Origin of the sequence: Rhizobium sp. TH135, from assembly GCF_002855515.1 — a bacterium.
Taxonomy (GTDB): Bacteria; Pseudomonadota; Alphaproteobacteria; order Rhizobiales; family Rhizobiaceae; genus Allorhizobium.
This window is the reverse complement of sequence record NZ_PKRP01000008.1, coordinates 137575-157815: the sequence shown is the minus strand read 5'-3', so window position 1 is coordinate 157815 and position 20241 is coordinate 137575. Positions and strand designations below refer to the sequence as shown.

Sequence of the window (20241 nt, the reverse complement as noted above, 5' to 3'; positions counted from 1 at the left end):
TACACCATCCTGCCCATGCGCCGTCCCACCACGATAAGTACAACCGAGTTTTTCATGGAGCGAAGTGTTAGCCAGAAAGCACCCCAGCGTCAACGCATCTTTCGGAAATTTTCGCCGCCGCTCGCGAAAGTTTGTTGCGCACAGCCCGATCAAATCTCACTGCGCGGCTAACCGATTACACGAAATTTTAAGCGCTCGACCCTAAGCTTGCGCCAGCAGGGAGAATGCGCTTGTTGAACGATGATCTTCACAAGTCCGGCGATGCCGGAGAACAAGAGCGCCGCGATGGCATGCGGCCTGGCAACCGGATGCTCGGACGCGTCGTCGCCTGTAATGGCTCGCGCGCGACCATTGCAGCCGTGGCCGCCGATGGCGGCACCGACCTAACCGAACTCTGGTCCGTCGGCCGGCTGATCTCGATAAGCGTCGGCAAGAACCGTGTCGTGGCACTCGCCTATTCGATGCAGACCGAGGGCAAGGACTGGGGCGAAGGTGCCGACAACCAGTTCCTGATCGAAGTCGAGCTGCTGGGCGAGGTCTATGTCCAGGACGACGGCAAGGAAGTATTCTCGACCGGTATCTCGCGTTATCCCTATCTTGGCGCGATCGCGCACCGCATCCGCGCAGCCGACCTTCTGCGCATCTACGATACGCGTCTCAACGACACCGCAGTCATCGGCAAGCTGACCCAGGACGAGACGATCGACGCGACGATCCATATTCCCTCGATGCTGTCGAAACACTTCGCCGTCGTCGGCTCGACCGGCGTCGGCAAATCGACTGCCGTCTCGCTTCTCCTGCGCAAGGCAATCGAGAGCGATCCAAAGCTGCGCATCCTGATCCTCGACCCGCACAACGAATTCGCCGCCGCCTTCCCTGAGCTTGCCGTCGTCATCGACACCGACACGCTCGACCTGCCCTTCTGGCTGATGCGGCTGGAGGAATTCGCGGAAGTTCTCTTCCGTGGGCGGCCGCCGGTGCCGGAAGAGCTCGACATCCTGCGCGATCTCATGCCCGAGGCCAAGCGCGCCTTCCGTGGCAACGAAAGCGCCCTGATGCGCCGCATGGCCGACAAGAGCTCCATGACGGCCGACACCCCGGTGCCTTACCGTATCGCCGATCTCATGGCCCTCATCGACGAGCGGATCGGCCGTTTGGAGGGCCGCGGCGAGAAGCCCTTCCTGCGGTCGCTGAAGATGCGCATTATGTCGGCGGTCAACGACCCCCGCTATCACTTCATGTTCTCCAACAACACGATCAGCGACACGATCATGGAGACGATCGCGCATATCTTCCGCATCCCGGGAGATCACCGCCCGATCTCGACCTTCCAGCTGGCCGGCATTCCCTCCGAAGTCGTGAATTCCGTCGCCTCGGTTCTCTGCCGCATGGCCTTCGAGCTGGCGCTCTGGTCAAACGGCGCGATCCATATGCTGGTCGTTTGCGAAGAAGCCCACCGTTACGTTCCCGCAGATCCCACTCTCGGCTTCTTCCCGACCCGCCAGGCGATTGCCCGCATCGCCAAGGAAGGCCGTAAATACGGCGTGTCCCTCGGCGTCATTACCCAGCGTCCCGGCGAACTCGACCAGACGATCCTGTCGCAGTGCTCGACGCTGTTTGCCATGCGCCTCGCCAACGACCGCGACCAGGAAATCATCCGCTCGGCGATCCCCGACAGCTCGATCTCGACCACAAGCTTCATCTCGTCGATCGGCAATGGCGAAGCGATCGCGTTCGGCGAGGCAATCGCCGTCCCGATGCGCATGCGCTTCAGCCGCGTCGACGAATCGGCACTGCCGAAGGCCAACGGGGTCAATGCCAAATACACGGAGGAGACGCCGGATACGGTCGACCTTCGCACGATCGTTGGCCGCATGCGCGCCATTGTCGGGCCGGATATCTCCGCCTTCCAGCAAAGCTTCGACGGCTTCAGTCGCGACGACATCCCGTCTGCGCCGGATGGCATCTATGACGACGAGGAACTGGACGACGATTTTTACGACGACCCGCGCGCAAGCCTGCGTCCCCGGGCCGTGCCCGCAGCACCGCCAGCGGCGTCGCCTTATCAGCCCGCTCCTCGTCCGGCCTATGAAGCGCCTGTCCAGCGTCACACGCTGCCGGCCTCCGAGACACCGGCCATCGAGCCCTATCGCCCGGACATGCTTCCGCGCGCAGGTCTCGACGACGTGCCGCGTCCGCGTCCAGAAGCCCCGGCGCCGGCCTTCTCAACCGAGCCGCCGGCCACGACCTTCGGTTCGCAGCCGCTCCGTCGCGAGGGCGGATCGTCGCTGCGGGAAAGCATTCTGAAGAAGCCGCTTTCCAGCCTCTACAAGCGCGATTGAGAAATCGTCAGCCGACCCTGTATGTCACCGGGTCGATTCGCTGCCAGCTGTCGTCCATCTGATTGCGAAACCAGGTCATCTGCCGCTTGGCATACTGCCGTGTGGCCGCTGACGCACGATCGACCGCCTCGGTGCGGCTGATCCGACCCGCCATCATGTCGGCGATCTGCGAGACACCGATCGCCTTCATCACCGGCATTTCCGGCGCCAGCTGAAGTCGCATGAGGGCCTCAACCTCTTCGATAGCCCCTGCCTCCATCATCAGCTCAAACCGGCGATTGATCCTGTCATGCAGCAGCTTGCGATCCGGCAGGACGACAAGCTTGAGTGCGCGATCAGGATCGATCAGCATGGGGCCTGACTGCTTTTGGAACTCGGCGATCGAGCGACCGGTCGCAGAAAAGACTTCCAGCGCGCGGACGATCCGCTGGCCGTCGCTCGCATTGAGCCGTTGCGCCACCTGTGGATCAAGTGCTGCGAGTTCGTCATGCAGAACCTCCGCCCCTTCGGCCTCCAGCCTCTGGCGGATAGTCGCTCGCACGGCGTCCGGAATGGCCGGCATGTCCGACAGGCCGCCGGTCAAGGCCTTGAAGTAAAGGCCGGTGCCACCGACGATGACGGGAAGTCGTCCCTCTTTTCGAAGGTCTGCCAGAAGAGAACCCACCTCCCGCAACCAGTCACCGGTCGAGTAGCTCCGCCTGGCCGGGACATGACCGTAGAGTTCGTGGTGAATACCTCCCATCTCCTCCACGCTCGGACGCGCGGTGATCACTTGCAGCGTGTCGTAGACCTGCATGCTGTCGGCGTTGATCACCACACTATCATGTGCTCGTGCGAAGGCGAGTGCCAGCGCGGACTTGCCGCTGGCGGTCGGCCCGGTTATCAGGATCGCGTCATTGTTCTTGCTAGGATCTTCCATCATGGCCTTGGTTGCCACGCTTGTCGCCAATCCGTCAAACCCTGTTCTGACCCCGGCGCTTGCCGAGAAGGCTGCAGACGCTGTGGCATCCTCCCGTCTCTACTGGCTCGCTGACGGCATCGCCTGCGATATCCCGCTTCCGGACGGCACGGACGCCGCAGAGGCGGACCGCCTTCTGCGTGAGGTCGTGGCAGGTCATGCTGTCGACGTTGCGGTGCAGAACGCAGAGACCCGGCGCAAGTCTTTCCTGATCGCCGACATGGATTCGACCATGATCGGTCAGGAATGCATCGACGAACTGGCAGCCGAAGTTGGCCTCAAGGACAAGGTCTCCCAGATCACGGCGCGGGCCATGAACGGCGAGATTGCCTTCGAGCCGGCGCTTCGCGAGCGCGTGGCGCTTCTGAAGGGGCTTCCGATCTCGGTCGTTGACGAGGTGATTGAAAAACGGATCACGCTCACCCCGGGCGGGCGCGAACTGATCGCGACAATGAAGGCCAGGGGCGGCTATGCAGCACTCGTCTCCGGTGGTTTCACCGTCTTCACCGCCCCGATCTCCGCCCTGCTCGGCTTTGACGAGAACCGCGCCAATATCCTCATCGAACAGGACGGGGTCCTCACCGGCGAAGTGGCCGAACCGATCCTCGGCAAGCAGGCCAAGGTCGATTCGCTTCTCGATATCGCCGGAAGGCTCGGCATTTCACCCAGTGACGCCATCGCCGTTGGCGACGGCGCAAACGATCTCGGCATGCTCGGCATTGCCGGCTCCGGCGTGGCCTTGCACGCTAAGCCCTCGGTCGCGGCAGAAGCCAAGATACGGATCGACCACGGCGATCTGACCGCCCTTCTCTATCTGCAAGGCTACCGCAAGTCTGATTTCATCACGGACTGAAAGGCATGCGATGATCATCGTCGAAACAGAACGGCTCACACTTCGCAACTGGCGAGAGGATGACCGCAACCTGTTTCGCGAGATCAACCGCGACGAGAAGGTCATCGCTTTCTTTCCGTACCGTCGCAGCCACGAGGAATGCGATCTGCTCTTCGACTACAATCGCAACATGATCGCCGAGACCGGTCTGGGCTTCTATGCTCTCGCCGATCGTCAGACGGACGAGGCGATGGGCTACTGCGGACTGGCGAAAGCGGATCTTCCGGGCATCCTGCCGGACGGATCGGTGGAAATCGGCTGGCGTCTCGCAACCCGCTTCTGGGGCAAGGGCTATGTCACCGAGGCTGCGGCCCGCCTGCTCGACTATGGACGGCACACCCTAGGCCACCCGGTGATCTATGCATTCGCCGTGCATGACAATCACCGCTCGATCGCAGTCATGCGACGCCTCGGCATGCAACACTTGCAAGGTGAGGACTTCGATCATCCGAAAGTCCCGGACAGCCACCCTCAATTGAAGCGACATGTATTGTTTCGAACGTCTGGCGATATTCGTGAGACCCAGACAAGACGACATGACTAATTTACGCCGACTTAAAATATAGCTGCTAAAAACTGCGCTATGGAGAGAACAATCCTCGCGCGTATAGCGGCCCAGATGGCAAGCATGTTCGACCGCTTCCTGCGCCTTGGAGAAGGTGATCAGACAGCGGAAGAGGCAGACCGTATCCGAGCGGTCCGGCTCTCGGTCGTCGGCACCAGCACCCCCTGGATGATGGCCGCCAACCTCTGCAACGCCATCCTGACGCTGTTTGCCTTCTACGGAAGCCCCTCCGCAACAGAGGTTTATGTTATCTGCGGCCTGATCCTGGCAGTTGCCTTGTACACCAGTGCCTCATGGTGGCGGCATCGCAGGCGTGGCATGCGGGAGCGTGCAAGCCTCAGAGGAACGATCCGCGCGATTATTTATGCCGCTGTCCTCAGCAGCCTCTGGGCAGCACTCGACGTTGCCGCCTACCATTCTGCCGACGAAACCCAGCGCATGGTTCTGATCGCGCTCACCGTTGGCATGGCCGGGGGTGGAGGGTTCGCGCTGGCGACCATACCGCCGGCATCCGTCGTTTTCTGTGGCACGATGGCAGTGGGTGCCGCACTCGCACTGTCGCGCGATCCGACTGTGGTCGGCGCTTATCTCTTCGTCCTTTATCTGATCTTCGCCGCCATCATCGTGCGCTCGTCGCTTGCCGTTTGCCGAAGCCTGACCGAACGCGTCCGGGCAAAGATCGCCGCAGACGAGCAACGTGACGTCATCAACCTTCTCCTGAACGACTTCGAGGAAAATGCCGCCGACTGGCTTTGGGGCGTCGACCGCGACTTCAATCTCGAGCACGCCTCCGTGCGATTCTATGATCAGCTTCAGGTCCCGGACAGCATGGTCCTCGGCCGTCCCATCACCACCATCATGCCGTTCTCGCCAGTTGGTGTGGACGGTCTCGATTGCCGCGAGAACTTCATCAACAGCCTACTGGCCCGACAGTCTTTCCGCGATCAGGACATCTGTGTCGAGCTCGGCGGCGAACTCGCGATCTGGTCACTGACGGCGAAGGCCATCCATGACGATGCAGGCAACTTCATGGGCTATCGAGGCGTCGGTCGTGACGTCACCGCAAGCCGCGAAAGCCGACTGCGCATCGAACACATGGCCCGCCACGACCCTCTAACGGAAGTCGGCAACCGTGTCCTGCTGTCAGAGGATTTCGAAAGGGCCGTCTCCCGCTACGAACGCTTCGGCGATCCGTTCTCGGTGCTTCTCCTAGATCTCGACCGCTTCAAGCAGATCAACGACAATTTCGGCCATACCGGTGGGGACGAACTCCTACGTACCGTCGCCAGCATTCTGAGCCAGCTGCGCGGCGAGACCGACACGCTGGCCCGCATCGGTGGCGACGAATTCGCCATCCTGCATGCCACGGAAGATCCGCAAAGTGCGGCAATCCTCGCGGCTCGGATCATCGAAAAGCTGCAACAGCCACTGACCCTGCGCTGTGGTTCTGCCCATGTCGGCGTCAGCATCGGCATCGCCTGTGCCCCGATCGACGGCATCGACCCGGATCAGTTGATGCGCAACGCCGATTTGGCACTTTACCGCGCCAAGACCGACGGACGTAACCGATATCGCTTCTTTGACAGCTCGCTGGACGCCGCAGCACGGCGCCGCAGTATGATCGAACAGGAACTGGCCCTGGCCATCGCTGAGGAGAGGCTCAGCATCAACTATCAGCCGCTGGTGGATGCCCAGACGCGCCGGGTGGTCTGCGCCGAAGCTCTCCTTCGCTGGAACCATCCGACACTGGGCTCGGTCAGTCCGGGCGAGTTCATCCCGATTGCGGAAGAATCGGGACAGATCGGCGCGATCGGCAGCTGGGTGTTGCGACAGGCCTGCAAGGATGCAGTCCGCTGGCCCGACCACATCCGCATCGCGGTCAACCTGTCCTCGCGGCAGTTCTTGAGCCCCGGGCTTCTGCCCCTCGTCGAAACCGCGCTGAAACAGAACGAACTGCCCGCCCATCGCCTTGAGTTGGAAGTCACCGAAAGCCTGCTGATGGAAACGACACTCGGCGTTGAAGAAACGTTGGTCTCGCTGTCGCGTCTCGGGCTGCGCATTGCGCTCGATGATTTCGGGACCGGCTTTTCGTCGCTGAGCTATCTCCGCCGCTACCGGTTCGACAAGCTGAAGATCGACCAGTCCTTCATCTCCGACCTTGAGACCAACTCCGACAGCCGCGCCATCGTCGAATCGGTGATCAAGCTAGCCCGCGACCTGCGCATGAGTGTCGCAGCTGAAGGCGTCGAGACGAAGGGCCAGTTCGACCTGCTCCGGCAAATGACCTGTGGCGAAATCCAGGGCTTCCTGGTTGGCCGACCGATGCCGGTCGACCAGTTCGAAGACTACCTTCGACAGAACAGCGACTCGGTTCAGCGCCTCTACGCTTAGACCGCTACTCGAGCGGCACCGCGACGAGGCGCAGGTTGCCGTCCTTGTCGGCGATCATCAGATAGCCGCTGCGACGCCCCTCGCCCTTGATGCTGGTGAGTTTTTCGGCCACCTGCTGCGGCGTCTTCATGAACTCCTGCGCCACCTCGACAATCACCTCGCCAACCTTCAGGCCTTTGCCTTCGGCCTTCGAGCCGGGAAGAACACGGGTAATCAGAACACCCTCGACGCCCTCGGCGATCGAGAAGCTGACGCGATTGGCATCGTCGAGCGCGGAGAGTTCGACGCCGATCAGGCCTTCGGTCACCGGAGCGCTCGCCTGGTCCTGTGGCTGGGTCGCCGGCTCCTCGCCGCTCTCGGCTTCGGAATTCGGATCATCCGGCATCGGCTGATCGCTCGGCGGGGTCGCCTGATCGCCCGGCGTATCGCCATCGGGCGCCGTTCCCTCTTCATTCGGTTCGACGGCGGTCTCCGGGTCTGTCTCGTTGCTCGCGACTTCGTCGTCCTCGAGACGTCCGAGGGTCACCTTGACCGTCTGTTCCTTGCCGTCACGGATAATCACCACATCGAGCGGCTCACCGATCGGGCTTTCCGCGACGATGCGCGTGAGGTCGCGGGTTTCAGTGATGGCGCGACCGTTGAAGCTTGTGACGATGTCGCCGACCTGGATCGGACCATTGGCGACAGGGCCACCCTCGACGACGCCGCTGATCATCGCGCCGCGGGCGCGGCCGATATTCATGCTCGTCGCCACCTCGTCGGAGACGGGCTGGATGCGGACGCCGAGCCAGCCACGACGCGTCTCGCCGAACTCGATCAACTGGTTGACGATATTCTCGGCAAGCTCCGTCGGGACGGCAAAGCCAATGCCGATCGAACCGCCGCTCGGCGAGATGATGGCCGTATTGATGCCGATGACTTCGCCACTCATGTTGAACAGAGGACCACCGGAATTGCCCTTGTTGATCGCCGCATCCGTCTGGATGAAGTTGTCGTAAGGGCCGGCATTGATGTTTCGGCCACTGGCCGAAATGATGCCAACGGTCACCGAACCGCCGAGCCCGAACGGGTTGCCGATCGCCATAACCCAGTCGCCGATCCGCATCTTGCGGGAATCACCAAACTTCACCGAGGTCAGCGGCTGTGGCGGCTCGACCTTGAGGACCGAGAGGTCGGTCTTGGTATCCGTGCCAATCAGCTTGGCCTTCAACTTCGAGCCATCGGAAAAGATGACTTCGATATCATCGGCATTCTCGATGACGTGGTTGTTGGTCACGATGAAACCGGTCGGGTCGATGACGAAGCCCGATCCGAGCGAGTTTACCTTGCTGTTCGGCTCACCGCCCTCGCGGTTCCTGTAGAAGTCTTCGAACAACTCCTGGAAGGGCGACCCTTCGGGAACCTGCGGGAGTGGCCCCTCGCCTTCTTCAGCGACACTCTGCGATGTCGAGATGTTGACCACGGCGCCCAGCAATCCACTGGCGAGATCGGCCACGGAATCGGGCCCCTGTGCGTAAACGGGAGCCGGAGCGCTCACTGCGCCAACAGTCAGCGACGTTCCCACGAGGAGCGCCGACAGAATCATTCGCGACGTGCGGGCGGGTTTCATCATCGGCTTCCTCGCTGGGTTGTCTTGGGTCGAACTGAACATAAGGCGGATTGGGAGAAGGGAAAATCACAATTGCCGGAATAGCTCTATCCGCAGCTTGCGACCAGATCTTGTCAGCCGCGAAGAAACCACAGGAGGGCTGCGCCAAGGGTGATCGTGGAGAGGCCGATGAGCCGCAATTGGTCTTCGGGGATATGCGGCAGGAGCCTTGCCATCCGCACAAGAAAACGAGGGGCCAGCGCATAGGCCAGCCCCTCGATGATCAGAAAGATGGCGATCCCTGCGAACAGGTCATCCATCGTATCAGTTGCCGACAGCTGCCGGCGGCGTCACCGGTGCCGGTGCTGCGGCAGGCGGAACCTGTCCAGCACCGCCAGTGCCAACGCCGCTGTTGAAGAAGCGGAAGAAGTCACTGTCCGGCGAAAGCACCATCGTCGTGCCCTGGTTGCTCATCGACGCCACATAGGCGCGCATGGAGCGATAGAACTCGAAGAAGCTCGGATCCCGCTGGAACGCATCAGCGAAGATGCTGTTACGCTGGGCATCGCCCTCACCGCGCAGGATTTCCGAATCGCGCTGCGCTTCGGCCTGGAGTTCGACGACCTGACGGTCGGCGATCGCCCGGCGACGCTGGCTCTCTTCGTTACCACGGGCACGGATCAGTTCGGCTTCGGCAAGACGCTCGGCCTTCATGCGCTGGAAGGTCTGCTGCGAGACTTCCTGCGTCAGGTCCGTTCTGCGGATGCGGACATCCGTGACCTGCAGACCGAGGCTCTCAGCCGCTGCCTGGAGATCGTTCCGGACGTCAGACATCATAGAGCCGCGCTCTTCAGACAGAGCGGCGTCGAAGTTGCGCAGACCGTAGACGCGGCGAAGGGCTGCGTCGAGACGGGTGCGCAGACGCGATTCGGCAGCTTCCCGATCGGCCGAGACCGTTTCGCGGAAGCGACGGGCATCGGTGATGCGATAGACGGCGAAGGCGTCGACTTCATAGAAGGCGCCACCACGAACCTGCACGCGGATGTCGGGCAGGTCAAAGCGCAGTGCACGATCTTCGACATACTGGACGCGGTCGGCATCCATGAAGGCGAAGGGCAGCTTGAAGTAGAGGCCCGGTTCGGCCTTCACGTCCTGGATCTGACCGAAGCGAAGAACGATCGCCTGCTCGCGTTCGTTGACCACGAAGATCGACGAATAGACGAAGAACAGAGCGACGCCGATGGCGATGAGGAAGTAGGGAAGACGGTTCTGCATGTCAGTTCCCTCCCGTCGCCGACTGGCCTGCAGGCTGGCTGCCCGGCTGGCGCGTGATTTCGTTGAGCGGCAGGTAAGGCACGACCCCCTGCTTTTCGTCGATGATCACCTTGTTCGAATTGCGCAGGACGTTCTCCATGGTTTCCAGATAGATACGCTGGCGTGTGACGTCGGGCGCCTTGACGTATTCGTCATAGATCGAGATGAAGCGCTGGGCCTCACCTTCCGCTTCCTTGACGACCTGATCCTTATAGGCGGCCGCCTCTTCACGGATCTGGGCTGCCTGACCGCGGGCCTGACCGAGACGCTGGTTGGCGTACTGGTTGGCTTCTTCGACGAAGCGGTCTTCGTCCTGCTGGGCGCGCTGCACTTCTTCGAAGGCTTCGGCAACTTCACGCGGCGGGGCCGCGTCTTCGATCGGAACCGCGTTGATCGCGATACCGGCGCCATAGGTGTCCATGGTGCCCTGGATGATCGCGCGGACCTGGGTCGAGATCTCCTCACGATTGTCGCGGAAGACGTCCTGAGCAGGACGACGGCCGACGACTTCGCGCATTGCGCTTTCAGCAACCTGCTGCAGCGTCTGCGACGGATCTTCGAGGTTGAAGAGGAAGGCCCGCGGGTCGGAGACCGTGAACAGAACCGAGAACTGAACGCTCACGATGTTCTGGTCGCCGCTGAGCATCAGGCCAGCGCCGGGATTGTTCGAGGTCGGGCGGCTGCCGATATTCTGCTGCTGCTCCGTAACCTTGACGATATCGACGGATTCCACGGGCCAGAGATGGAAGTGCAGGCCCGGCATGGACACTTCATCCTTCGGCTTGCCGAAGCGAAGTTCAACGCCACGCTCGTCAGGCTGCACGGTATAGACCGCCTGCATCGCCCAGAAGGCGAGAAGCACGATACCGACGATGACGAAAGCGCCACCGTTAAACCCGCCGGGCACGACGTTCTTCAGACGATCCTGCCCACGGCGGATGAGATCCTCCAGATCCGGGGGCTGGTTGCCGCCACCGCCGCCACCGCCGCCGCGTGGCCGGTTCGGCCCCTGCCCCCAGGGGCCCTGATTGTTACCGCCGCCGCCGCCGCCGCCCCATGGACCGCCGCCGCCGCCGTTTTGATTGCTCCAGGGCATCAATACCTCTTTGCTGTAAAAAGCTCCCAAGTCCCCCGCCCGCTGGCCGATCGACCGACATGCATGAGGTTCCAGAGGTTTATAGGTATCGTGGTGTCGCCTTTCAACGCGAGGGGGGCAACTTCTTCTGCGGAAAGGGCAAATTTTGCGTTATCAGCGGTCCCTGCGACGGTATATCGCGTAGCGCGTCGGATAATTGTCCTTCTCGCCGGCCGGAACTGCAGTTTCCTCGATCAATTCGAATGCCACCGGATCGATCTGTGGGAAAGAGGTATCGCCGTCGACCACCGTCCCGACATGCGTGACATGGAGGACATCGGCAAGCGGCAAGGCCTGACGATAGATCTCGCCGCCGCCGACAATGCAGACCTCGTCAACGCCAGTCTCGGATGCGATCACCCTGGCCCGCTCGATCCCTGCCTCGAGGTTCCCGACGGTTTCCACCCCCGGCATGTCGAAGCTCTGACTGCGGCTGACGATGATATGGGGGCGACCAGCCAGTGGCTCTGATCCGACGGATTCGAAGGTCTTGCGCCCCATCACCAGCGGCTTGCCCATGCTGAGCGCCTTGAAGCGCTTCAGATCCGTCGAGAGCTTCCACGGCATGTCGCCGTCGCGGCCAATGATGCCGTTTTGCGAAACGGCCACGATGATGACGATCTTGACGGGAGCCATGCCGGATATGCCTTCACCTCGCCTATACGGCGATCGGTGCCTTGATGCTGGCATCGGCTTCATATCCGATCAGCGTGAAGTCTTCGTAGGCGAAAGAGAACAGATCCCGGACCTCGGGATTGAGTTTTATGACCGGCAGCGCCTTGGGCGTCCGCGTCAGCTGCAGCTTTGCTTGGTCGAAATGGTTGGCGTAGAGATGCGCGTCACCCAGCGTGTGAACGAAGTCGCCGGGCTCCAGCCCCGTCACCTGCGCCATCATCAGGGTCAGCAAGGCGTAGGAAGCGATGTTGAAGGGCACGCCGAGGAAGATGTCGGCGGAGCGCTGGTAGAGCTGGCAGGAGAGCCGCCCATCAGCCACGTAAAACTGGAAAAGGCAGTGGCAGGGCGGCAGCGCCATTTCGTCGACGAGCGCCGGGTTCCAGGCGGTGACGATATGGCGGCGCGAATTGGGATTGGTCTTGATGCTTTCGACGAGCTTGGCCATCTGATCGATATGCCCGCCATCGTAATCCGGCCAGGAGCGCCACTGCGCACCGTAGACAGGTCCGAGGTCGCCATTCTTGTCAGCCCATTCGTCCCAGATGCTGACGCCGTTCTCCTTGAGATAGGCGATATTGGTATCGCCCTTCAGGAACCAGAGCAGCTCGTGGATAATCGACTTCAGATGCAGCCGCTTCGTCGTGATGACGGGAAAGCCGTCAGCCAGATCGAATCGCATCTGGTGCCCGAAGACCGAACGCGTGCCCGTACCGGTGCGATCACCGCGGTCGCTGCCGTTCTCCAGAACGTGACGGAGGAGGTCGTGATACTGGTGCATGGATCCCATTCATCGAGTCGTTGTCGCCGACATCATATCGCCGCCAGGGCCTCGAACCAATGCGTTTTCCAGCATTATCCCCCGCAGAGGCCCTCACATCGCGTCGTTCGGGAGCTCGGGCTGCCAGGGCACCTCGCCGATTGTGCGCCCGCCCTCTTTTCATCGGGTAAGGAAACACCTATATCAGCCATGCCGGGGCTTGCTCCGGCTATGGCGATAAACGGTCGGTGTAATAAACCTATTGGACCCGGGGGCGGTACCCGGCGCCTCCACCAAAAACCGGTCGGTGACGAAGTCTCTTCGGACCGGCTTTTGATGGGGGCGAAATAGGATCGACAAGGGCGTAAAGATCGAACTTTTGCTCGGCATGATACCGCCGTTATCGGGTCACAAGTGTAGTTGCAAACGACAACAACGCTAAGGGTTACGCTCTCGCTGCCTAATGGCGGTGCGGGAAACCCGCTCTAAGTCCTTAGGGTTAGCCCCTTAAGGCGGGGTCCGAAGGCACCTGGCAACAGAAGCCTTCACCTAACTCCCTCCTTTCTCTTTCTGCATGACTTTGCTCGGATTTCGCTGCTACCCGCAGGCGCAGATTTGATGTACATTCGTCAAACCAGTTTCACGCGTCGGGGCTTTTCCGCATCGTCGCGTCATGGCATAAGCCGTCGAAATCGGCATGATTAGGAAAGCAGGGATCTGATGGGGCACGACCACATTCGCTACGACATTCTGGCCCAGGACGCTCTTCGCGGCGTCATCCGCAAGGTCTTGGCCGAGGTTTCCGCGACAGGCCGCCTGCCGGGTGACCACCACTTCTTCATCACCTTCCTGACCGGCGCACCGGGCGTGCGGATCTCGCAGCATCTGAAGGCCAAGTATGCCGAACAGATGACGATCGTCGTCCAGCACCAGTTCTGGGACCTCAAGGTGACCGACAGCCTGTTCGAGATCGGCCTGTCCTTCTCCGACACGCCTGAAAAGCTGGTGATCCCGTTCAACGCGATCCGCGGTTTCTACGATCCGTCCGTGAACTTCGAACTCGAATTCGACGTGCCGCTGTCCGACGAGGAAGAGAACGACGCTGAAATCACCGCTTACCCGCTCGAAGCCATCGCCAAGCCCGAGGATTCGGAAGCGGCCAAGGCCGACGAGAAGAAGGAAGGCTCCGTCGTCTCGCTCGACGCCTTCCGCAAGAAGCAATAAGCGCATGACGATCGGCCGGGCCCCTCGCCCGGCCTTTTTCGTGGAGCATCCCGAATGGCAGCCGATATCGTCAACCTCCGCCAGTTTCGCAAGACCAAGGTCCGCAGCGAGCGTGAAGCCGTGGCGGAGCAGAACCGCATCACTCACGGTCGGACGAAAGCCGAGAAGTCCCTGACGCGGGCGCTGAACGACAAGGACGCCCGCCAACATAAGCAAGGCCGCCTTGAAAAGCCGGATCAGGATTGACGTGAGACACATGGGGGCGGCCAGTTATCCCGACACCGTCTCTCGATGCCTTCATCGGTCAATGCCATGATCCGCAAGCGCTCGATTACCCTTCATGGCCACCGGACAAGTTTCTCAGTCGAAGATGCCTTCCTTGACGAATTGAAGGCGATTGCCACAAGACGCGGCTTGAGCTTTGCAGCCCTGGTCGCCGAGATCGACGAGGCAAGACCGCTCGATTCGAACCTCTCCTCCGCGCTGCGTCTCTACGTCCTGCACGCGCTGAAGCAGGCAGATCAGCACCTGCTCCAAAATACGATGTAAAACATACATATTTAAGAATCGCGATTTATCGTCCATGCTGTATTCGCACGCAGGGTATGTCTCGCTGGTATCTCGTATTGCCACCCGCGGGCCGTTTGAGTTTTCCCATTCAGCACGAGGCTTTTCATGACGACGATTTCGACATCGACGACGACCACCCAATCCCTCTCATCATCTTCGGGCAATTCGACATCCGCAGTGAAGGCCCAGATCGCCAGCCTGCAGAAAAGCATTTCCTCCCAGGAAGAAGCCCTCGGCTCGGCCAGCACCGACGACGAAAAAGCCGAGATCAATCAGACACTCACGGAACTGCGCGCCCAGCTGGCACAGGTCGAGGCGCAGCTCGCTCAGCTGAAAGCCGCATCGGAAAACACTTCTGAAGAACCGGCCAACACGCTGCTATCCGGCGAAAGCGACTTGATCGGCACCACGAACATTTCGGGTGATGTCGACGACACGCCATTCGGCGAGAGGACGGCATACGTCTGAGACATTAGAGCACGGCCTGCCAACGTCAGTTGACGCCTGGCAATCCTTCGAACTGGATATCCGGCAGGGGCTGGCGAACGACCCGCTCCTCCGGCGTCACCTCCACCGTCGGCTGTTCGGGGACCGTATCCGTCGTGAGATCGCCCGGAGCGTCCTGAACCGGCCGCTCGGAGGGTGTGGCAACCGCACTGGCGGCAGCTTGTGCTTCTGCCTCAGCCGCCGCATCAGCCTCCGCCTTCTGCCGCGCCTCCTCCTCCAGTCGTAGACGTTCCGCCTCGGCCTGCGCCCGCTCCTCGGCACGAGAACGAGCAAGGGCGGCTTCACGCCGGAGCCTCTGCTTTTCGAGAACGCTGGCCTGCAAGGCCTCCACGCGCCGACGCTCTGTCTCAAAGGCGCGCAGCGACAGGAAGTTCGTGAGTTCCGTTACATCAAGCTCGGATGCCGGCTCGAGAACGGGTCCTGTGAGCAGCAGGCGCACGTTCGGCTGCGCACCCGCCATGGCGGCGTCTCCGGCGTCATAGCCGATCCCGACCTCGGCGTCGAGTGTGCCGGCGCGCAAATCCAGCCGTAGCCCGCCATCAAGCTTCGCCTCTGCCGTCTGATGGGTGGCAGCTTGCACCCGCACCGTTCCGTCGGAGAGCGCAATAGGCACGGTCACGTCACCGAGCTGCGACGCACCGTCCTTGACCAGACGCTCGGCCAGTGCCAGCACCTTCTCCTGATTGATCTCGGTACCGAGGGCATCCGCCTCTGTGATGATCCGCGGCATGGCCTTAAGGTCGAGGCCGCCTACGGCAAGTCCTTGAACCCGGACCTGCCCGGATCCGCTCGCCAGTCCAATGAGTTCGGTCGGCGTCTTGCCGCCGCCTTCCACAACGAAGGTGACATCCATCCGACCGGACGGGCTGTCTTTCGCCTCGATTCCGCGCTCGACGCGCAAGGCGTTGAGGCTGCGGGCGAGATCGCTATCGGCAAGGTCGAGGCGAGCCTGCAGGAAGCCGTTCCCATCCGTATTGGCAAGCGAGAACCTTCCGGTCATCTTCCCGCCCAGCCAGTCGGCAGAGACATCGTCCAGTGTCAGCTCGCCGGCGCGATTGCGGAGTTTAGCGCCGACATCGGTCATCGCCTCGCCCAGCCCCGGCCACAAGCGCTTGACGGTCAGGCCAAGGTCGAGATCGAACGGCAGGGCGACGGGGCTGAGAGCAACCTCCGACAATGCACCACTTGCGGGTTCGGTGAGCGGCCCCACCATGATCTCCGCCAGCCAGTCCAGATCGAGTTGATCGAGCGCTACCGCCCCGGCGATGGATGGAACAGTTGCCGTGAGGTCGACACTGCCTTGCGCACTGACCTCCTGGCCGGCCAGCTGGCCCTTCATCGTCTCGACCGCCAGTGTGCCCTCAGCAAGCGCAAACTGCATCTCGCCCGCCACGGGCAAACCGGTTGCGGCATCGGGAAGACTGAGCCCGAGCGCCATCAGGTAGGGGCCGATATCCTCGCTTTCGAGCGAGACGTCCCAGCCGCCATCGAGAAGGTTCGGCCCGTCGAGCGAGGTCAACTGCGCGGTCGCGTCGAGCGTCGTCACGGCACCTGCAAACCGCGCTACGGCATCCGCATTCCCGTCAGCGGCGGCTTCGAGCGCAAGCGTCAGAACACCGCCTTCGCCAATGGTCCAGGGCAAGGGATCAAAGCCCGCCTGCCCGAGTAGGATCTGCGCCTCCTGGTTCTCAAGCCGAAGATCGATCGTCCGCTTGCCGCCTGTGAAGAGCGACGTGAGGCTTTCCGCACCTGCCTTCACTGAGACAGCGCTGTCGTTGACGCGCCCACTTGTCTCCAGGCTGATAGCGCCCGCTTCAGGCACGCTCAGGACCATCCGCAGTTCGGTATTCTCGTACCAGGATGCAGCATTCGCGAGGCGCGCGATGAAGGGGCTGCTCGGAACCCGTTCCTGAAGCAGCGCAAGGAATGGTCTAGGATCGGCAGATGAGAATTGGACCTGCGCCTCGCCGACCGGCTGAGTTTCGGCGTCACGCAGATTGCCGCTGATGCGCAGCGTGCTGCCGGCCACACTGCCGAGGTTCAGGCGCTCGATCGCGAGCTGACCGTCCTGATAGGTTGCGATCGCTTCGACATCCTCCGCCGTCACCCCGAAAGCCCGCAGCGCATCGACCTTCAGCCGGGTCGCCACCCGCTCGGCAAGCAGCCGCTGTTCGGCATCCTCACCGACCATCAGGGCGGCAATCGCCCGTGCAGCGTCGAGGTCGAGCCCCTCGCCCGTCAGATCGATGGAAAGGCTGGCCGCCACGCCGTTGCGCGATTCCCGTTCGATCCGGCCTTTGAGCGGCTCTGCCCCAATGGCAAGCTCCAGATTCTCGAAGCGCTGTAGGTCCGGGGTCAGGTTCACCGAAGCAGAAAAGCCGGCAGAGGCAAGCCCGCGGATCGCCGGATCGACACGACCGGAGATCCAGGTGGCCAGTCCCGACGGCTGTGTCGAGGCAACGAGCAGGTTGCCTTCGAAAGACGGCGTACCGACGAGCACCAGCCGACCGCTCGCCTCCACCTGCGTGCGTCCCGGCAACAGGCCGACAGCGCGGTCCACAGTCCAGCCGTCGCCGGCAGGGCGCACGTCGAGCTGCAGGTCGCGAAACACCGTGTCGCCGGCCACAATCGCCGGCAGGCGCAGCGTGGCTCGACCGGGGACCTTGGGGACCGGGATCTGCGCGGCCGTCGACATGAGAAGCGCCATTCGCTGCTGCATGGAAACGGAACCGTTGCGTGACGTCTTGGCCTGGCTCCCGTCCGCCGCAAGCCGGTTCACATCGACCTGCTGGCCCTCGGCGGTCAGCAGGAATTCGGGGTTTGCGCCCGTATCGAGCTTGGCTTCGCCCGTGATCACATATGGGTCGGCGATCTCACCCAGTTCGAGGCGGTAGGTCGGGATCGCGATGCTGTCATTGGCGAGCTTGAACTCGCCGCGGACTCGCGGTGCCGGAACCGGCTTCTGGCCCGGCTCTGAGGTCGGGTCTGTCGCGACCTTCCATGTGGAGGTAAAATTACCCGTATAGTGCGGCTTGCCCTCTTCGAGAGCCAGTTCACCCTCCAGCATCAGGTCGAAGGGCCGCATCTCCGGATCGATCCGCAGCCGAAGCGGCAGCGCTGCACCGATGGGTGCCGACGTCGTCAGGCCAAAGCGCGCCGCCTCCCCGTCAAGAGCGGCTGTTCCCTCGACAGACCAGGGCCCTGCCAGCGTGCGGGCCGAGATGGCGGCGTCGAGATTGGTGAGTATGCGGTTGCGGCCGGACTGCTGGTCGATGAACTCGATCGTGCCACCGCTGACGGAGACCTTTTCGAGCACGACGGTGCGCGCCGGAAGGCGGGGTTGGCTGCCGCGCAGCCAATCGAGTGTTCCGTCAGCCAGCAGTCGGATGCGTGCCTTCGGCTCTTCGATCCGCATGTCGAAGATCCGCGCTTCTCCGGAGAGGAAGGGCGCCAGTTCGGCATCGAGGGAAAAGCGCGCCACGCGAACGAGCGGTGTGCCGTCGATATCTTTACCTACAGTGACATCCTCCATCGTGACCGAAGGAAACGGCAGGATGCGGGCGCTCACGGCGCCATTGACCACGACCTTCTTGCCGAGCAATTGGCTCGCCTGGTCCTCGAAGTTTTGCCTGAAATTGGTCCAGTCGACAAAAACTGGCGCCAGCAGCGCGGCAAAGAGCGCAACGACCAGAAGTCCGCCGAGCGTTACCAGTATGCGTCCGAGCACCGAATGCCACTCCCTTGATTGACGGCCCGAAGGTAACGCAATTCACCGCCGGGGCAACCCGCAAGCTCTTGCAGTCACAGGCGAAAGATCTTGCCCGGGTTGAAGATGTTGTCGGGGTCCAGCCCCGCCTTGATCGCCCGCATGGCCGGCAGCGCCGAGCCGAGCTCCTGTTCCAGATAGCCGATCTTGCCCTGCCCGATCCCATGCTCGCCGGTGCAGGTGCCCTCCATCGAAAGCGCCCGCCCGTTCAGGCGTTCGAGGAAAGCTTCCGCCTTTGCAACGTCCGCCTCGTCCTTGTCGTTGAAGAGCAGGAGAACGTGAAAATTGCCGTCGCCCGCATGGCCGACGATCGGCGCGAGGAAGCCTTGCTCGCGAATGTCGGCCTGGGTTGCCGCCACACATTCGGCGAGCCTGGAGATCGGCACGCAGACATCAGTCGATAGGGCCGCGAGTTCGGGCGCCAGCGCCCGGCTCGCCCAATAGGCATTGTGGCGCGCCTTCCAGAGCTGGGTCCGCTCCTCGGCATTGGCGGTATAGGCAAACTCACCGCCGCCGAACTCAGCTGCGATCTCGCCGAACTGCGCGGCCTGCAGCGCCACGGTCTCGTCCGTTCCGTGAAATTCAACGAAAAGCGTCGGACGCTCGGCATAGGAGAGCTTCGAATAGGCATTGCAGGCCCGGATCTGCATCTCGTCCAGCAGTTCGATGCGGGCGACCGGAATGCCCATCTGGATCGTCGTAATCACCGCATTGCAGGCATCTTCGAGCGTCGGAAAGGCGCAGACGCCACCGCTGATCTTGGCGGGGATGCCCTGAAGGCGCAACGTCACAGACGTGATCACGCCGAGCGTGCCTTCCGAGCCGACAAACAAGCGGGTGAGGTCGTAACCGGCCGACGATTTGCGCGCGCGCTGTGCCGTGCGGATCTCCTCGCCATCAGCGGTGACGACGGTCAGCGCCAGCACATTGTCCTTCATCGTGCCGTAGCGCACAGCATTGGTGCCGGATGCCCGCGTTGCCGCCATGCCGCCGAGCGAGGCATTGGCACCGGGATCGATGGGGAAGAACAGGCCGGTATCGCGAAGATAGGTGTTGAGGTCCTCCCGGGTAACTCCTGGTTCCACGGTGCAGTCGAGATCCTCGGCATTCACGCTGATGATCCGGTTCATCCGGGTGAAATCGACCGAGATGCCGCCGAACGGCGCGTTGACCTGTCCCTCGAGCGAGGAACCGGTGCCGAAGGGCACGATCGGCACGCGATGGCCGGCACAAACCCGAACCACCTCCCGCACATCGTCGCTGGTTTCGACAAAGACGACCCCATCGGGCCGTTGCGATGGCAAATAGGTGGTGGTGTGACTGTGCTGGTCACAGAAGGATTGTCCGGTCTGGAAACGCTCACCGAAACGCTGCTTGAGGATGGGCAAAACCAGCGCCATGCCCTCTTCGTTGCGCTTGCCGTCGATCACATCCTTGCGGGCCATCCGCGACCTCCCGATACAGTGTCATGGGGCGCATCGGCACTGCGCCGACACGCCCCTGCTATGGGATAGGGTTCGGGAATTGTCCAGACGTCCGAAGGGCGCAGGAGGAGCA

At 62.1% G+C, this 20241-nt stretch carries 17 protein-coding genes and 1 other RNA gene; 9 read left to right on the top strand and 9 right to left on the bottom strand.

The genetic code is table 11. The annotated features are described in order from the left end of the window. Nucleotides 1-230 precede the first annotated feature (230 nt). The gene (locus C0V73_RS21815) at nt 231-2342 is read left to right on the top strand and encodes an ATP-binding protein (RefSeq protein ID WP_102022146.1); all 2112 of its coding nucleotides are present in this window, start codon (nt 231-233) and stop codon (nt 2340-2342) included. A 7-nt stretch (nt 2343-2349) separates the two neighbouring features. Here the strand turns inward: C0V73_RS21815 and miaA are convergent, their stop codons facing one another. Further along, entirely contained in the window at nt 2350-3264 is a 915-nt protein-coding gene (gene miaA, locus C0V73_RS21810; RefSeq protein ID WP_102022125.1) for a tRNA (adenosine(37)-N6)-dimethylallyltransferase MiaA, read from the bottom strand. Between miaA and serB the strand changes: the two genes are divergently transcribed. The 3 genes from serB (at nt 3263) to C0V73_RS21795 (ending at nt 7148) form a co-directional block, all read left to right on the top strand. Continuing rightward, nucleotides 3263-4153, top strand: a complete 891-nt coding sequence (gene serB, locus C0V73_RS21805) for a phosphoserine phosphatase SerB (protein WP_102022124.1) — start codon at nt 3263-3265, stop codon at nt 4151-4153. The genes miaA and serB overlap by 2 nt on opposite strands. Before the next feature lie 10 nt (nt 4154-4163). Further along, nucleotides 4164-4736: a GNAT family N-acetyltransferase gene (locus C0V73_RS21800; protein WP_102022123.1), complete on the top strand. Its 573-nt coding sequence runs from the start codon at nt 4164-4166 to the stop codon at nt 4734-4736. Between the two features lie 84 nt (nt 4737-4820). Beyond that, nucleotides 4821-7148, top strand: a complete 2328-nt coding sequence (locus tag C0V73_RS21795) for an EAL domain-containing protein (protein ID WP_245408064.1) — start codon at nt 4821-4823, stop codon at nt 7146-7148. 4 nt (nt 7149-7152) lie between these two features. On the opposite strand, the gene C0V73_RS21790 is transcribed toward C0V73_RS21795, so the two are convergent. The 6 genes from C0V73_RS21790 to C0V73_RS21765 form a co-directional block, all read right to left on the bottom strand. Further along, nucleotides 7153-8760, bottom strand: coding sequence for a Do family serine endopeptidase (locus C0V73_RS21790; RefSeq protein ID WP_102022121.1), 1608 nt, complete (start codon nt 8758-8760; stop codon nt 7153-7155). A 110-nt stretch (nt 8761-8870) separates the two neighbouring features. Then, entirely contained in the window at nt 8871-9056 is a 186-nt protein-coding gene (locus C0V73_RS21785) for a DUF2065 domain-containing protein (RefSeq protein WP_102022120.1), read from the bottom strand. A gap of 4 nt (nt 9057-9060) precedes the next feature. Further along, a complete protein-coding gene (locus C0V73_RS21780) occupies nt 9061-10011 on the bottom strand; it encodes a protease modulator HflC (protein WP_102022119.1) in 951 nt (316 codons plus the stop codon). A 1-nt stretch (nt 10012) separates the two neighbouring features. After that, the gene (hflK, locus tag C0V73_RS21775; RefSeq protein WP_102022118.1) at nt 10013-11146 is read right to left on the bottom strand and encodes an FtsH protease activity modulator HflK; all 1134 of its coding nucleotides are present in this window, start codon (nt 11144-11146) and stop codon (nt 10013-10015) included. 153 nt (nt 11147-11299) lie between these two features. Further along, nucleotides 11300-11821, bottom strand: a complete 522-nt coding sequence (locus C0V73_RS21770; RefSeq protein WP_102022117.1) for a dihydrofolate reductase — start codon at nt 11819-11821, stop codon at nt 11300-11302. 22 nt (nt 11822-11843) lie between these two features. Continuing rightward, on the bottom strand, nt 11844-12638 hold the full coding sequence (locus C0V73_RS21765; RefSeq protein ID WP_102022116.1) for a thymidylate synthase: 795 nt from the start codon (nt 12636-12638) through the stop codon (nt 11844-11846). A 152-nt stretch (nt 12639-12790) separates the two neighbouring features. On the opposite strand from C0V73_RS21765, the gene ssrA reads away from it, so the two are divergent. From ssrA to C0V73_RS21740, 5 genes are all read left to right on the top strand, one after another. Further along, nucleotides 12791-13167: a transfer-messenger RNA gene (gene ssrA, locus C0V73_RS21760) on the top strand. 170 nt (nt 13168-13337) lie between these two features. Next, nucleotides 13338-13841, top strand: coding sequence for an SspB family protein (locus C0V73_RS21755; RefSeq protein ID WP_102022115.1), 504 nt, complete (start codon nt 13338-13340; stop codon nt 13839-13841). Between the two features lie 54 nt (nt 13842-13895). Then, nucleotides 13896-14087: a DUF4169 family protein gene (locus C0V73_RS21750; RefSeq protein WP_102022114.1), complete on the top strand. Its 192-nt coding sequence runs from the start codon at nt 13896-13898 to the stop codon at nt 14085-14087. Between the two features lie 66 nt (nt 14088-14153). Continuing rightward, a complete protein-coding gene (locus tag C0V73_RS21745; protein ID WP_102022145.1) occupies nt 14154-14390 on the top strand; it encodes a ribbon-helix-helix domain-containing protein in 237 nt (78 codons plus the stop codon). Nucleotides 14391-14516: 126 nt separating this feature from the next. Continuing rightward, nucleotides 14517-14879 carry a FlxA-like family protein gene (locus tag C0V73_RS21740; RefSeq protein WP_102022113.1) on the top strand — a complete coding sequence of 121 codons (363 nt, stop codon included), beginning with the start codon at nt 14517-14519 and terminating at the stop codon, nt 14877-14879. Nucleotides 14880-14904: 25 nt separating this feature from the next. On the opposite strand, the gene C0V73_RS21735 is transcribed toward C0V73_RS21740, so the two are convergent. Together C0V73_RS21735 and C0V73_RS21730 are read right to left on the bottom strand one after the other, a co-directional pair. Then, nucleotides 14905-18645, bottom strand: coding sequence for an AsmA-like C-terminal region-containing protein (locus tag C0V73_RS21735; protein WP_102022112.1), 3741 nt, complete (start codon nt 18643-18645; stop codon nt 14905-14907). Between the two features lie 74 nt (nt 18646-18719). Further along, the gene (locus tag C0V73_RS21730) at nt 18720-20129 is read right to left on the bottom strand and encodes an FAD-linked oxidase C-terminal domain-containing protein (RefSeq protein WP_102022111.1); all 1410 of its coding nucleotides are present in this window, start codon (nt 20127-20129) and stop codon (nt 18720-18722) included. Nucleotides 20130-20241: the final 112 nt, after the last annotated feature.

Coding starts and splice junctions, on each gene's coding strand:
- serB (WP_102022124.1), top strand. CDS start 3,263: ATGGCCTTGGTTGCCACGCTTGTCGCCAATCCGTCAAACCCTGTTCTG.
- miaA (WP_102022125.1), bottom strand. CDS start 3,264: ATGATGGAAGATCCTAGCAAGAACAATGACGCGATCCTGATAACCGGG.
- C0V73_RS21800 (WP_102022123.1), top strand. CDS start 4,164: ATGATCATCGTCGAAACAGAACGGCTCACACTTCGCAACTGGCGAGAG.
- C0V73_RS21795 (WP_245408064.1), top strand. CDS start 4,821: ATGTTCGACCGCTTCCTGCGCCTTGGAGAAGGTGATCAGACAGCGGAA.
- C0V73_RS21790 (WP_102022121.1), bottom strand. CDS start 8,760: ATGATGAAACCCGCCCGCACGTCGCGAATGATTCTGTCGGCGCTCCTC.
- C0V73_RS21785 (WP_102022120.1), bottom strand. CDS start 9,056: ATGGATGACCTGTTCGCAGGGATCGCCATCTTTCTGATCATCGAGGGG.
- C0V73_RS21780 (WP_102022119.1), bottom strand. CDS start 10,011: ATGCAGAACCGTCTTCCCTACTTCCTCATCGCCATCGGCGTCGCTCTG.
- hflK (WP_102022118.1), bottom strand. CDS start 11,146: ATGCCCTGGAGCAATCAAAACGGCGGCGGCGGCGGTCCATGGGGCGGC.
- C0V73_RS21770 (WP_102022117.1), bottom strand. CDS start 11,821: ATGGCTCCCGTCAAGATCGTCATCATCGTGGCCGTTTCGCAAAACGGC.
- C0V73_RS21765 (WP_102022116.1), bottom strand. CDS start 12,638: ATGCACCAGTATCACGACCTCCTCCGTCACGTTCTGGAGAACGGCAGC.
- C0V73_RS21755 (WP_102022115.1), top strand. CDS start 13,338: ATGGGGCACGACCACATTCGCTACGACATTCTGGCCCAGGACGCTCTT.
- C0V73_RS21750 (WP_102022114.1), top strand. CDS start 13,896: ATGGCAGCCGATATCGTCAACCTCCGCCAGTTTCGCAAGACCAAGGTC.
- C0V73_RS21745 (WP_102022145.1), top strand. CDS start 14,154: ATGATCCGCAAGCGCTCGATTACCCTTCATGGCCACCGGACAAGTTTC.
- C0V73_RS21740 (WP_102022113.1), top strand. CDS start 14,517: ATGACGACGATTTCGACATCGACGACGACCACCCAATCCCTCTCATCA.
- C0V73_RS21730 (WP_102022111.1), bottom strand. CDS start 20,129: ATGGCCCGCAAGGATGTGATCGACGGCAAGCGCAACGAAGAGGGCATG.